This window comes from Nocardia sp. NPDC059691 (assembly GCF_042733915.1).
Taxonomy (GTDB): domain Bacteria; phylum Actinomycetota; class Actinomycetes; order Mycobacteriales; family Mycobacteriaceae; genus Nocardia; species Nocardia sichangensis.
Genome location: NZ_JBHWFB010000001.1, coordinates 494,067 through 506,375, shown reverse-complemented (window position 1 = coordinate 506,375; position 12,309 = coordinate 494,067). Strand labels below are relative to the sequence as shown.

General features: G+C 67.2%; 11 protein-coding genes. 3 read left to right on the top strand and 8 right to left on the bottom strand.

Annotated features, from left to right (window positions below; translation table 11 throughout):
- Positions 1-5 precede the first annotated feature (5 nt).
- Positions 6-380, top strand: coding sequence for a DUF397 domain-containing protein (locus tag ACFV2O_RS02375; protein WP_355078848.1), 375 nt, complete (start codon positions 6-8; stop codon positions 378-380).
- Between the two features lie 122 nt (positions 381-502).
- Positions 503-2,521, top strand: coding sequence for a M13 family metallopeptidase (locus ACFV2O_RS02370; RefSeq protein WP_379249594.1), 2,019 nt, complete (start codon positions 503-505; stop codon positions 2,519-2,521).
- Positions 2,522-2,570: 49 nt separating this feature from the next.
- Here the strand turns inward: ACFV2O_RS02370 and ACFV2O_RS02365 are convergent, their stop codons facing one another.
- From ACFV2O_RS02365 to ACFV2O_RS02330, 8 genes are all read right to left on the bottom strand, one after another.
- Positions 2,571-3,653, bottom strand: a complete 1,083-nt coding sequence (locus tag ACFV2O_RS02365) for an ABC transporter ATP-binding protein (protein ID WP_379249592.1) — start codon at positions 3,651-3,653, stop codon at positions 2,571-2,573.
- Between the two features lie 26 nt (positions 3,654-3,679).
- Entirely contained in the window at positions 3,680-5,008 is a 1,329-nt protein-coding gene (locus tag ACFV2O_RS02360) for an ABC transporter substrate-binding protein (protein WP_379249590.1), read from the bottom strand.
- Positions 5,009-5,027: 19 nt separating this feature from the next.
- Entirely contained in the window at positions 5,028-5,819 is a 792-nt protein-coding gene (locus ACFV2O_RS02355; protein ID WP_355078969.1) for a carbohydrate ABC transporter permease, read from the bottom strand.
- Between the two features lie 71 nt (positions 5,820-5,890).
- Entirely contained in the window at positions 5,891-6,820 is a 930-nt protein-coding gene (locus tag ACFV2O_RS02350; RefSeq protein WP_356963207.1) for a sugar ABC transporter permease, read from the bottom strand.
- 166 nt (positions 6,821-6,986) lie between these two features.
- A complete protein-coding gene (locus ACFV2O_RS02345) occupies positions 6,987-7,889 on the bottom strand; it encodes a L,D-transpeptidase (protein WP_379249588.1) in 903 nt (300 codons plus the stop codon).
- 308 nt (positions 7,890-8,197) lie between these two features.
- Positions 8,198-9,571: a cytochrome P450 gene (locus ACFV2O_RS02340; protein ID WP_379249586.1), complete on the bottom strand. Its 1,374-nt coding sequence runs from the start codon at positions 9,569-9,571 to the stop codon at positions 8,198-8,200.
- 44 nt (positions 9,572-9,615) lie between these two features.
- Positions 9,616-10,830 (bottom strand): serine hydrolase domain-containing protein, encoded by a 1,215-nt coding sequence (locus ACFV2O_RS02335; protein WP_355078973.1) that lies wholly within the window; start codon positions 10,828-10,830, stop codon positions 9,616-9,618.
- 109 nt (positions 10,831-10,939) lie between these two features.
- Entirely contained in the window at positions 10,940-11,464 is a 525-nt protein-coding gene (locus ACFV2O_RS02330) for a DUF6764 family protein (RefSeq protein ID WP_379249584.1), read from the bottom strand.
- Positions 11,465-11,649: 185 nt separating this feature from the next.
- On the opposite strand from ACFV2O_RS02330, the gene ACFV2O_RS02325 reads away from it, so the two are divergent.
- Positions 11,650-12,273, top strand: a complete 624-nt coding sequence (locus ACFV2O_RS02325; RefSeq protein WP_379249582.1) for a hypothetical protein — start codon at positions 11,650-11,652, stop codon at positions 12,271-12,273.
- The last annotated feature ends 36 nt before the right edge of the window (positions 12,274-12,309 follow it).

Sequence of the window (12,309 nt, the reverse complement as noted above, 5' to 3'; positions counted from 1 at the left end):
TGCCCATGGCCATCACCGCACGGCCGGTACGCACCGGCTGGTTCACATCGACCAGATCGAACAATGGCAATCAATGCGTCGAGGTCCGGTTCGATGGTGATGCGGTGCTCATCCGTGACAGCAAATATCGCCGAGACCCGGCAAACCGCCATGCCGAAGAGCCCGTCATCACCGTCACCGCAGCCGAATGGACCGCGTTCCTCGACGCGGTACGCATCCGCGGGCGATCGGATGGCGAATTGAGCGCACACCCCGCCGCCGACGGCCACACCACACTGCGCCACGGCGAAGTCACCCTCACCTACACACCGGAGGAGTGGGACGCCTTCCTGCTGGGCGCGCACGACGGCGAATTCGATCGTGTCGTCTTGCCCGCCTGACTTCACATAGAACCCGCACGCTCCGCGCGTTCCCCGCATCGACGTGGGCGAACAGACCAGGAAAGACGGTTCGAGGTCGTCGCGCACGGCCGACGCGCGCGCTTGTCGGCATACTGGACACCGTGACTTCCGAACTGACCCGTCCTTCCGGTATCGATCTGTCCTACCTCGACGAGGACGTGCGGGTGCAGGACGACTTGTTCGCGCACGTCAACGGCAAATGGCTGGCAGACCACCAGATCCCCGCCGACCGGGCCGTGGACGGCGCCTTCCGCGCGCTGTACGACCAGGCGGAGCTGGACGTCCAGGCAATCATCCAGAATGCCGCGGCGACCGACGCCGAACCGGGCAGCGAGACCCGCAAGATCGGTGACCTCTACTCCAGCTTCATGGACACCGACGCGGTGGCCGCCGCCGGGCTCGCGCCGATCGCCGCCGAACTCGCCGCGATCGCGGAGGTCGGCGACAAGGGTACTTTCGCTTCGCTGCTCGGCCGGTTGCAGCGCACCGGCGTCGGGGGCGCCGTCGCCGTTTTCGTCGACACCGACGACAAGGACTCCAACCGCTATCTGGCGCACGCCACCCAGTCCGGCATCGGCCTGCCCGACGAGTCGTACTACCGGCAGGACGAGTTCGCCGAGATCCGCGCGAAGTACATCGCGCACATCGACCGCATGTTCGCCCTGGCCGCCGCCGACCCGCAGGTCGCCGGACTGCTCCCGGAAGAACTCGACACCGTCGGCGCACGGGTCTTCGAGCTGGAGCGGAAACTGGCCGCCGGGCACTGGGATGTGGTGCGCCGCAGAGACGCCGAACTCAGGTACAACCTGACCACCTTCGACGCGCTGGCCGCGGACAACCCCGAGTTCGACTGGTCCGCGTGGACGGCCGCGCTGGCCGAGGGCGTCGACGCGGCAGGAGCCGAGCTGTTCGCCGAGGTGGTGGTCCGCCAGCCGGACTACCTGCGCGCGTTCGCGCGGCTGTGGGCCGACGAGCCGCTCGCCGACTGGCAGGCGTGGGCGGCTTGGCGGGTGCTCCGTGCGCGGGCGCCGTATTTGACCGACGCGGTGGTCGAGGAGAACTTCGACTTCTACGGCCGCACGCTCACGGGCGCGGAGGAGAACCGGGAGCGCTGGAAGCGCGGCGTCGGGCTGGTGCAAGACCTGCTCGGCGAGGCGGTCGGCAAGATCTATGTGGCCGAACATTTTCCGCCGCAGGCCAAGGCCCGCATGGTCGAGCTGGTGGCCAATCTGCGGGAGGCCTACCGCCGCAATATCGCCGAGCTGGAGTGGATGGGTCAGGGCACCCGGATCGCCGCGCTGGCGAAGCTGGAGAAGTTCACCCCGAAGATCGGCTATCCGGACAAGTGGCGGGACTACTCGGGCGTGGTGATCGATCCGGCCGATCTGGTCGGCAACTACCGCAGGGGCTACGCGGCCGAACACGATCGGGATCTGAACAAGCTCGGCGGTCCGGTCGACCGCGACGAATGGTTCATGACCCCGCAGACGGTGAACGCCTACTACAACCCGGGCATGAACGAGATCGTCTTCCCGGCCGCCATCCTCCAGCCGCCGTTCTTCGACATGAATGCCGACGACGCGGCCAACTACGGCGGCATCGGCGCGGTGATCGGTCACGAGATCGGGCACGGCTTCGACGACCAAGGCGCGAAGTACGACGGCGACGGCAACATGGTGGATTGGTGGACCGACGAGGACCGGGCCGAATTCGGTGAGCGGACGCGAGCGCTGATCGAGCAGTACGACGTGCTCTCCCCCAAGGACCTGCCGGACGAGCACACGGTGAACGGGCAGTTCACCATCGGCGAGAACATCGGCGACCTCGGCGGTCTGTCCATCGCGCTGCAGGCGTACAAGATCTCGCTGGGCGATGCCGCGGCGCCGGAGATCGACGGGCTCACCGGCCTGCAACGGGTGTTCTACGGGTGGGCGCAGGTGTGGCGCACGAAAGCACGGACGGAGGAGGCGATCCGCCGCCTCGCCACCGACCCGCACTCGCCGGCGGAGTTCCGCTGCAATGCGGTGGTGCGCAATATCGACAGCTTCCATGAGGCGTTCGATGTCAAACCCGGCGACGCGCTGTACCTGGAACCCGCTGAGCGCGTGAAAATCTGGTAGTTCCTCGAGCCGAGGCGGTCCGACTGGACCGTCTCGGCCGCGCGAGTGGTCAGCGCAGACGGTCCTCCGTCCCTGCGTCGAAGAAGAAGACGTCCTCCGGTCTGGGCCGAAGATACAACCGGTCACCGAGCCGCACCTGGAAGCGGCGGTCGACGCGCGCGACCACCTTCCCGGAGCGGCTGTTCCAGTCCTCGGCGATGCCGTGGCTGTAGACGAACGACTCCGCGCCGAGTTCTTCCAGCAGTTCGGTGTCCACCGCCAGGCCGTCGGCGGGCTCCGCGGTGACCTCCCAGGACTCGGGCCGTACCCCGACTACCACCCGGGCGCGAGATCTCGCGGCGGGCGGCAGCGGTATTCGTAGGTCGCCGAGTACCGCCGCGCCGTCGCGCACCGGCGCTTCCAGCAGGTTCATGCCCGGTGAGCCGATGAATCCCGCCACGAAGGTATTCACCGGATCGTCGTAGAGCACGCGCGGCGCGGCGATCTGCTGCAACTTGCCTTCGCGCAGCACCGCCACCCGATCACCCATGGTCATCGCCTCTACTTGGTCGTGGGTGACGTACACCGTGGTGGTGCCGAGTCGTTTCTGCAAGGCCGCGATCTGCGAGCGCGTGCTCACCCGCAGTTTCGCGTCCAGGTTCGACAGCGGCTCGTCCATGCAGAACACCTGGGGACGCCGAACGATGGCCCGCCCCATGGCGACGCGCTGCCGCTGCCCGCCGGACAGCCGGGCGGGCTTGCGGTCGAGCAGGTGCTCGAGCTCGAGCATCTTCGCCGCCTCGCGGACGCGCACCAGCGTGTCGGCCTTGTTCATGCCGGCGTTGCGCAGGGCGAAGCCCATGTTCTGCGCGACGGTCATGTTGGGATACAGCGCGTAGCTCTGGAACACCATCGCCACGTCCCGTGCGCGCGGCGGCAATCCGGTGACGTCCTTGCCGCCGATCAGGATGCGCCCTTGGGCAACGGATTCCAGGCCCGCGAGCATGCGCAGACTGGTCGACTTGCCGCATCCCGACGGACCGACGAGCACGACGAACTCACCGTCGGCGATGTCGAGTTCGAGCTGGTCGACGGCAGGCGCCTGCGCGCCGGGATACCGGTGCGTGACGCCTTCGAACTGCACGGTGGCCATGCTTGTCGGTCTCCTCGGGACGAGCGCTACTTCGGCAGCTTCGGCGTGATCTGCCGATCGATGATCGCTTGCAGCTGACTGGTGACGTTCGCGAACACGGCGGTCACGTCGGCGTTCTGCAGACCGATCTGCTCCAAGCCGGTGCCGATGATCTGGTCGCCGCCCGGTACGAACACCCGGGCGTAGTCCTGCGACTTGGTCAACGGCAGCTGATCGATCGCGACTTTCGAGTTGGGGTTCTTCGCGAGGAAGTCCTGCTCGCTCTGGTCGTTCACGGCCGACTTGCGCACCGGCATGTAGCCCGTGCCCTGCGAGAAGTACGCGGTGTTCTGCGCGTTGGTGACGAACTCGATGAACTTCAGCGCGTTCACCTTTCGCTCGTCGGAGATGCGCGCCGGAATCGCCAGGCCCGCCCCGCCGGTGGTGACGCCGGGTCCGTTCGGATGCGGGAGGAAGGCGGTGCCGAAAGTCAGCTTGCCTTCGGCGTTCTTCTGGATGCCGCGCAGGTCGCCGGTCGAGGCGATGGTGGAGGCGATCACGCCGGTGCCGAAGTCCACCGCGATCTGCGGCTTGATGCCCGCGTACCTCTTGGTGTTGATCATGTTGCGCAGGAACGTGCCCGCCGCGATGGTGCCGGGGTCGTTGAACTTCAGCGTCCACTTGTCCGAGTACGCGCCGCCGAAGGTCCAGTTCGGGCCCTGGAAGGTCCAGGCGAGATAGTTCTTGGCGTCACCCCAGCCGTGCGCGAGCTTGCCCTCGCCGACGACCTCCTGCAGCTTCGGGCCCCACTCGTCGAACTCCTGCCAGCTCTGCGGGCCGCGGTCGGGCAGGCCGGCCCTGTTCCATACGTCCTTGTTGTAGTAGAACAGCGGGGTCGAGCGGGCGTAGGGCAGTGCGTAGTGCTTGCCGTTGAACTGGTAGTCGGCGACCAGGGAGTCGACGTAGTCGTCCAGCCGTACGCCCGCGTCGGCGAAGTGGCTGTCGAGCGGTTCGATGGTGCCGTTCAGCGCGTAGTTGAACCACCAGACGTCGGAGAGCACCACGATGTCCGGCAGATCCCCGCCCGACAGCGCCGCGTTGAACTTCTGCGACACCTCTTCGTAGTTCTTGCCCGCGTCGACCAGGTTCACCGTCAGGTCGGGGTACTTCTCGTGGAAGCGACGGATGAGCTCGGTCTCTAGCTCCTTCGAAGTGCCCGGGTGGTTGGACCAGAAGGTGAGCGTCTTGGCGTCGCCGGACTGTTTGCCGCCGCCTCCGGTGCCCGCGCACGCGGTCAGCGCCGCTCCCGCCGTGAGCGCGCCGGTCAGTCCGAGGAATCCGCGCCGGGTCAGCGCCGAGAACTGTGCAGTGGACACGTGGTTTCTCCTTGATCGGTTAACCCTTGACCGCACCGGAGGTGAGGCCTTTGATCATGTGGCGTTGCAGCACCAGGAAGACCACGAGGATCGGCAGCATGGTCAGCAGGGTTCCCGCCATGACAGGTCCCCAATTGGTGACGCTCGGGTTCTCGGTGTTCTGCAACAAGGTCAGGCCGACCGGCAAGGTGGCGACCGTCGTGTCGTCGGCCATCAGGAAGGGCCAGAGGTATTCATTCCATTCGTTGACCAGCGTCACGACCGCGAAGGCGACCATGGTCGGCCCGGACATCGGCAGCACCACCCTGGTGAGCAACCGCCACCAGTTCGCGCCGTCCATCCGCGCCGCCTCGATCACTTCCGAGGGCAGCGAGAGGAAGTGATTGCGCATGAGGAAGGTGCCGAAGGCGACGCCGCAGAGCGGAACGATGATGCCCTGGAACGTGTTCCGCCAGCCGAGCTGAGCGATCAGCGCGTAGTTGGAGATCACCGTGATCTGGTTGGGCACCATCAGCGCCGCGATGATCACCAGGAATACCACCGTCTTGCCCGGAAAGCGCAGGAACACCAAGCCGTACGCGCTGAATACGCCGAGCACGAACTTCACCGCGGAGACGACGCCGGTGACGATCAGCGAATTGCGCAGGAAGGTCCAGAACGGCAGCGTCGTGGTGGCCTCCCGGTAGTTCTCCGGGTGCCAGCTGTGCGGCCAGTACACGGCGGGCTGCACGTAGATGTCGGGCCTCGCCTTGAACGAGGTGATGAAGATCCAGAACAGCGGGACCCCGACGATGATCAGCACGCATGCCATCGCCGCGTAGCCGAGTAGAGTCACCGCCCGCTGCCTGCGCCGATAGGAAAGCGTCTGCACGCCCACGTCTTTCACTGCTGTCCCCGATCCATGACCCGCACCTGAACCAGCGTCACCACGAGCAGCACCAGGAACATGACGGTGGCCACGGTCGCGCCGTAGCCGGCCCGGAAATTGCGAAAGGACTCCTGGTAGACCTGGTAGACCATGGTCGTCGTGCCGGTGCCGAGCGGGCCGCCGCGGGTCATCACGTTGATGATGTCGAAGACCTGCAACGAATTCAGCAGCACCGTGATGGACAGGAAGAAGGTGGTCGGCCGCAGCTGCGGCAGCAAGACCTTGGTGAACGTCGTCCAGGAGCTCGCGCCGTCGATCTGCGCGGCTTCCATCAGATCGGTCCGGATGCCTTGCAGCGCCGCCAGATAGATGACGAAGGTATAGCCGAGGTTCTTCCAGATGTAGGTCACCGTCACCATGAACAGCGCCCACCGCGGATTCTGGTAGAAGTCCGGCACGTCGTGCACGCCGAGCCGGTGCAGTGCGTCCTGGATCAGGCCGAAGCTCGGATCGAAGATGAACTGGAAAGCTACGCCGATGGCGGCGCCGGAGATGACGAACGGCGCGAAGATCGCCGAGCGGACCACGTTGCGGCCGAACAGCTTCCGATCCAGCAGCAGCGCCAGCGCCAGTCCGAGCACCATGCTGCCCGCCACCGCCGCGAGGGTGAACACCACGGTGTTGGTGACGATGTCCCAGGAATCCGGCCTGCTCCACCATTCGCGGTAGTTGTCGAAACCGACGAATGTGGCGACCGGATCGGAGATGTTCCAGTCGAACAGCGACAGCCGGATGTTGTCGATCAGCGGCCGGTAGACGAACAGCGCCAGGAGCGCGAGATTCGGCAGCACCAAGACCAGGAACAGGGCGTAGTCCCGCCAAGGACGGTGGCGCAGGCCGCGTCCCGGTGGCTGCGGCAGTACTCGCTCCGGCCTGGTACGCACGGCGGTGACTCTACGGACCGGAGCAAACAGCCGGTTACGATCGCCCGCCGTCGCGCTGAACTTCTCGCGCACGGGCCAAGTAGAGCAAAAGCCGAACACTACGATCGGCTACTTCGAGCAATTGATCGTAATGTTCGGCTTCGCGCCGCTGCGGGGTTACCGCAACTTAGTTCCAGTCCCCCAGGCCGTCACTCGCGCTGAGCGTGCCGCCCTGGGTGTTCTGCACGATCACCGGGTCGCCGCGGCGCGCGTTCTCGAAGAACCACTTGGCGTCCTCGGTGCTGACGTTCAGGCAGCCGTGGCTGGCGTTGGAGACGCCCTGCTGGGCGACCGACCACGGCGCGGCGTGCACGAAGATGCCGCTGTTGGAGATGCGGGTCGCGTACTCGACCTCGAGCTTGTAGCCCTCGGGGTCGGTGACCGGAACGCCGTAGGTCGACGAGTCCATGGTCATCTTGCGCAGCTGCTCGCCGACGATGTAGGTGCCGTTCGGCGTCTCGTGCTTGGGCTTGCCCATCGAGGTGGGCATCTCCTTCACCACCTCGCCGTTGCGGGTGATGGTGATGGTGTGCGTCTCGTCGTCGGCGGTGGTCACGAAGGCGTCGCCGATGCGGAACGAGCTGGTGGTGCCGCCCGCCTGCACCTGCACGTCGGTGTTGTCCGGCCAGAACTCGTCCGGCCGCCAGCGCACCTGCTTGTCGCCGCGCCAGTAGAAGTGTCCCGGCGCGGACTTCGAGGCGGTGATCTTGATGGCCTTCTCGGCGGCGGCGTGATCGGCCACCGGTTCCTTGAAGGTGATGATGATCGGCTGCGCGACGCCGACGACCTCGCCGTCGGCGATGTTGATCGAGGGCGGAGCGAAGTTCGCCTGCGGCTCGGGCTCGGTGGCGGCGGCGGCCGAGCCGGTGCCGATCCCCGGAGGAAGCGGTTCGGCCTGAGCAGGCGCGACGAGCAGAACACCGGCTGCCGCGATCGCGGCCGACAGCAGGACGCCCTCGCGCATCCGGCGGGCTAGCCGCGCTCCCTTGCGGGGAGCAGGCGACGACCCGGTGTGCAAAGCGGCATGCATAGGTTTCTCGTCCATTCCATCTCTCGCGCGCACGCGAACGCGCGCGTAGCGAGATTTCTTCATTTCAGCGCGGAGCCAGAAGAGCGCCCCACTGGTATCGACGGCCCGACCCGTCGTCCATTCCTACCGTCCGGACGCGCGTCGTATCCACCCGCGTTTCAGATTGATGCAGCACCAGTGCTTGTTGTGGCATGAGTCACAAACGCTCTGATTGGGTATCGAAGCGGGCAAATGTGCCGGTCACGACGGACCGGACAACCTCGGAGCGCAGTCGATCGATTCGCGAAAGACGGTTCACGGCAAACCGATTAGTGACGAAGCTCACTGACCACGTCGAACAAAATCGGGCGACGCGGACCGGTCGCGATATTGTGCGGCACCGAGAGCGGGACGCTTCCGCGCGCATACCGCGGGGCGAGCCACAGGCTTACCCGCGCCAGGATGGTGGCCAGCGCGATCCGCAACTCGTAGTCCGCGAGGGTCGCGCCGATGCAGCGCCGATGGCCGCCGCCGAACGGCGCGAACTCGAACGGCCGGTAGCGGCGGTCGGCGAAGCGGGACGGGTCGAAGCGCCCCGGGTCGGTCCACACCTCGGGATCGGAGTGCAGCAATGGCACCGCTATCCCCATCGTCTGGCCCGGTGCGAGCGTGACGCCGCGCAGCGCGAACGGCTCGGTCAGCCGACGCAGGACGATCGGTACCGGCGGGTGCAGCCGCAGGGTCTCCTGGCAGACGGCGTCGAGGTAGGGCAGTGCGGCCAGCTCCGCCGGACCGGCCTCCCGGCCGGCGTCGTCGAGCTCGCGCCGCAGGCGGGCCAGTGTCTCGGGTGCGCGGTGCAGCCGGAACAGTGCCCAGACCAGGGAGGTTGCGGTGGTCTCGTGCCCGGCAACCAGCATGGTCCGTATCTGCTCGCACAACTCGTCGTCGGCGTCGTCGGGATAAGCGGACAGCAACATGTCGAGCACGTCGGCGGATGGTGTCTCGGGATGCTGACGCCGGTGTGCGATGTCGGCTCGGATCAACCGATCCAGCCGCTCGCGTGCGGCGCGGAACCGGTCCCACGGCCCGTGCCCGTGCAGTCCGCGGCGCAGCGTGGGCAATAGCAGCAACGGCCCGGAGAACGCGGTGATGAAGTCCGTCACCGCGGCGGTGTACTCCGCTTGCCGCCGCGGGTCGCGTGCACCGAACACCACCGTCGTGATCACGCGGAGCGTGAGGGCTCGCGCCGCCGCCCGCGCATCGATACGCGCACCCGCCGCCCACTTCTGACCGCTCTCTCCGGCCAGCTCCCGTACGGTGGCTTCCTGGATCAAGGCGCCGTACTCCCGTATCCGGGCACTGTGAAAGGCGGGGGTGAGCAGGGCGCGGTCGCGGCGATGGCGCTGGCCCGAAGCCAGGATCAGCGACGCGGCGCCGACCATCGGTTCGATCGGATTCGGACGCGGCGGCTCGGAGAACCTCGCCGGCGAGCGGAACAACTCGCGGGCGCCGGCGGCCGTCCCGGTGAACAGCACCGCGCCGAAGCCGGGAAATCGAACGTAGAACGGGTCGCCTTCCCGCGCCCTGCGCCAGCGGAAGTACCGATCGAAATCGCTGCCCGCGGCCAGGGCGTGCAGTACGGTCGCGCGCGGCACACGCGGTCCCGCCCGGCAGGCACCCGCCTCGGTTCGTGGTGTGCTCACGTCCATACCGAGAAACACGAGGCCGCGACCGGAGCGGTTCGAAGCTAGCCCGCGGCCTGCTTGTGCTTGCGCACCGTGCCCTGCGCCGTCGCCGCCAGCCGCGCCAGCCTGGCGTCGCCGAGCGCTGTCACCATGCTGCCGAGCCCGTTGGTGACGAACGCGATCGACATGCGGAGATCCGGATCGGCGTACGCGCCGGACCCGCCGACGCCGTAATGGCCGAACGCGTGCCTCGGCTGCTGCTTGGACATCAGTACCGGGCGGTGGTAACCGAGTGTGAAATGAATCGGCACACCGAGCACGTAGTCCCGGCTCTGGGTGGGCTGCACCTGCCCGATCGTCTCGATCGTCCGCGGATCCAGGAACCGCACGGTCTGCTCGGCGCCGACCCCGGGCGGCTTCCGGTCCGCATTGGCTGCGTAGACCACGCCGCCGTTGGCCAACGCGCCGTACATACGCGCCAGTGCGCGCGCGGAGAACACGCCATTCCAGCCCGGCATCACCGCGTCGTGCACACGGGGGTCGTGGACCAGTTCGTCGAAGCTTTCCGGCATGCCCGCCTCGGCCAGGCCGCGCACCGGCCGCACCCAGGACAGTACGGAGGAGGCGGTGTTCCAGCGGATTCCCGGCGGCCCGAGGTGGCGGTAGATCTTGGCGATCCGGTGCCGTTCGGATTCCGGGACGCGGAACCAGTACTCGTCCATGCCGAGCGGCTCGGCGATCTCGGTGCGCAACACCTCGGTGAACGGTGTGCCCGTCGCCCGTTGCACGAGTTCGGCGACCAGCCAGCCGAAGGTGATCGCGTGATAGCCGGAGGTGCGGATGCGCCGGGGGTCCGCCGGACTCTCGGCCAGGGCGCGGACCACGGCGTCGTAGTGCAGGATGCCTTCGCGGCCGGGAACCAGGCCGCGCACCCGGTGCAAGCCGGCGCGGTGGCAGAGCACGTCACGGACGGTGATGTCGTCTTTTCCGTGCGCGGCGAACTCCGGCCAGTACTCGGCCATCGGAATGTCGTAGTCGATCAGACCCCGTTCGGCCAGGCGGTGGACGACCGTCGAGGCCACGCCCTTGCCCGTGGAGAAGGTCAGCGCGACGGTATCGCCGTTCCAGCGCCGCTCCTTGTCCGCCCAGCCCGCCCAGATATCGACCACCGGCTTGCCGTCGAGGTAGACCGCGAGCGCCCCGCCACCGCGCGCAGGCTGAGCGAACAGGCCGAAGAACTGATCTGCCAGCCGGATGAAACGCGGATCGACCAGCATTTCATGCGGTGCCGTCAGCTTTCCGCTCGCCGAATCGGCGGGTTCGAAGTCGTCCGCCGCCATTGCCGAAACCATGGGGTCACCTCCTGACCGCCGTTAGCCGGGCTGGTCAACCAGGGTAACCCGTTCCATGGGTGCGCCAGAGCCCAAAAGGCGTGGCGAGGCACGCGTCGCCGCTGTCGGCATTCCACGCGAAGGCCGCCGCGCCCAGACAGACGACCGTCTGTTCGGCGGTCTCCACCCCCGCTCGCGACCCTTCCAGCGCGATCGAGATCGCGAAAGTCCGCATGCCCGGTTCCGTGGTCGAGGTCATGGCGACGGCGTCCGGGCCGAGACCGAGCGCGACGGGGACCCCGCCCGCGCCCTCGCTCGCACCGACGCCTCCCGCCGCGCCGATCCCGATGGCCGTCGCGCCCGAGGTCGCGTTGGCGTAGCCCACACCGTCGATCCCGGTGGCACGGGCCTGGCCGTAGCTATCGGTCGCCGCGCGGCAGGCCGTCTCCCCATCGATGAGGGTGACATCGGTTCCGTGCTCGGATCGGCAGTGCACATCGGTGGCGGCAGCCATACCCGGAACGAAGAGGGAGCCTCCGATCGCGGCGGTCGAACACACGATTGCGCTGATCAGCTTCACCGGGGACTCCTCTCGCACCAGAAACCCACCATACCCAGAGCCGTTGGCGGCGGTTCGTTTCCGGCTCCGGCTCGACGTGCGCTCGGTCGATGGTGTATTCATGGCGTGGTATTTCAAGCGCAGCATGGCAACTTCGGATCACGGGGGCGTGAGTTCGCCGGCGTTACAGCTCGGGAGGACTGTACGTGTCTCGTCAACTGACCTGGGGTCGTCTCGCTTTCGCCGGATTGGCCGTCGCGGCCGGATTGTCGCTGGTCGGCTGCACTTCCACGGTCAGCGGTACCGCCCAGCCTGCCGTGGACGGGACGATCGACGCGGTGTCGGTGACCAACACGCCGAAGCCGTCCTCGGGCAGGCCGACGCCGAGCACCAGCAAGCCGACGCCGAGCAAGCCGAGCGGAAACACCGATTTCGACGCGAGCATCGGCGACTGCGTGAAGCTCGGCGGCACCACCACCAACGCCACCATCGAGAAGGCGTCGTGCGGCAGCCGCGAGTCGAACTACAAGGTGATCGCGAAGGCGGCGAAGAGCTCGCAGTGCAGCAGCGACGCCGACAACTACTACGCCGAGACCGTCAACGGCATCGAGCAGGGCGCGCTGTGCCTGGACATCGACTGGGTGGTCGGCGGCTGCATGGACGTCGGCGGTGACGACCCCAAGCGCATCGACTGCACCGGTTCCTCCCCGGCGAAGGGCGTCAAGGTGGTCAAGCGCGTGGACAGCGCCGATGATGTGAACGTCTGCGGCAGCGGCACCGGATACGTCTACGACAAGCGCCGTTTCGTCATCTGCGTCCAGGAACTCTGACCCGGACTTCCCAACGCTTGCCTGCCACTAGGTTGG

What these genes read in the sequence shown, in the direction of transcription:
- ACFV2O_RS02375 (WP_355078848.1), top strand. Translation starts at nt 6, where the DNA reads ATGGCCATCACCGCACGGCCGGTACGCACCGGCTGGTTCACATCGACC.
- ACFV2O_RS02365 (WP_379249592.1), bottom strand. Translation starts at nt 3,653, where the DNA reads ATGGCCACCGTGCAGTTCGAAGGCGTCACGCACCGGTATCCCGGCGCG.
- ACFV2O_RS02355 (WP_355078969.1), bottom strand. Translation starts at nt 5,819, where the DNA reads ATGGCATGCGTGCTGATCATCGTCGGGGTCCCGCTGTTCTGGATCTTC.
- ACFV2O_RS02345 (WP_379249588.1), bottom strand. Translation starts at nt 7,889, where the DNA reads ATGCATGCCGCTTTGCACACCGGGTCGTCGCCTGCTCCCCGCAAGGGA.
- ACFV2O_RS02335 (WP_355078973.1), bottom strand. Translation starts at nt 10,830, where the DNA reads ATGCTGGTCGATCCGCGTTTCATCCGGCTGGCAGATCAGTTCTTCGGC.